Annotated in this window: 1 protein-coding gene; it reads right to left on the bottom strand. The window is 62.9% G+C overall.

Annotated features, from left to right (window positions below):
* The coding region (locus tag GTZ99_RS16685; RefSeq protein WP_161720970.1) for a sugar phosphate isomerase/epimerase family protein at window positions 1–1,050 on the bottom strand (1,050 nt) is incomplete at its 3' end.
* Between the last annotated feature and the right edge of the window lie 94 nt (window positions 1,051–1,144).

Below are 1,144 nucleotides of genomic sequence, written 5' to 3'. Positions count from 1 at the left end.
GATCCCCATGATCTTCTTGTTGAGTTCGCGATCAGCGCCGCCTTGGGCGAAGTCGTCGAAGGCGTGGGTGGTGGTCTGGATGATGTGGCGGGCGATGAAGGGGGCGCCTTCTGCGGCGCCCTGTTCGGGGTGTTTGAGCGCGCATTCCCATTCCAGCACGGCCCAGCCGGCAAAGTCATATTGCGCCATCTTGGAAAAGATCTGCGCAAAATCGACCTGCCCATCGCCCAGCGACCGGAACCGCCCCGGACGGTCGACCCAGCCCTGATAGCCGCCATAAACGCCGCTGCGCCCGCTCGGGCGGAACTCGGCATCCTTGACGTGGAAGCACTTGATGCGCTCGTGATAGATGTCGATGAAGGCCAGATAATCCAGACATTGCAACACGAAATGCGAAGGATCGTACAGGATGTTGGCGCGCGGGTGGTTGTTCACGCGGGCGAGGAACATCTCGAACGTCACGCCATCATGCAGGTCTTCGCCGGGGTGGATTTCAAAGCCGATGTCGACGCCGTTCTCGTCAAACACGTTCAGGATCGGCAGCCAGCGGCGGGCAAGCTCGTCAAAGGCGTCCTCGACCAGCCCTGCCGGACGCTGCGGCCAGGGATAGACATAGGGCCACGCCAGCGCGCCCGGGAAAGACGCATGCGTGGTCAGCCCCAGACGCTGCGAGGCCTTGGCCGCCAGCTTCATCTGCTCAACCGCCCATGCCTGACGCGCCGCCGGATTGCCCCGCACCTCTGGCGCGGCAAAGCCGTCAAACTGCGCGTCATAGGCCGGATGCACCGCCACCAACTGCCCCTGCAAATGGGTGCTCAGTTCGGTGATCGTCAGGCCTTTTTCGGCCAGCATCCCGGTGATCTCGTCGCAATAGGTCTGGCTTTGCGCCGCCTTGGCCAGATCGAACAGGCGCGCGTCCCAGCTGGGGATTTGCAGCCCCTTATAGCCCAGCCCGGCCATGTAATCGGCAATCGCCGGCAGGCTGTTGAACGGCGCCTCATCGCCCGCGAATTGGGCAAGGAAAATGCCCGGACCCTTGATAGTCTTCATTTTTTCCGTCTCCCGTTCAGACCGTGAACCGCGTCCAGCCCGCGCCTGCCTTGGACAGCGCGACGGCCTGTTCGATCAGCGCCATGCCGCGCAA

Origin of the sequence: Novosphingobium ovatum, from assembly GCF_009909235.1 — a bacterium.
GTDB lineage: Bacteria > Pseudomonadota > Alphaproteobacteria > Sphingomonadales > Sphingomonadaceae > Novosphingobium > Novosphingobium ovatum.
Note: the sequence above shows the minus strand (reverse complement) of the source record. Positions and strands in the feature narration are given on the sequence as shown.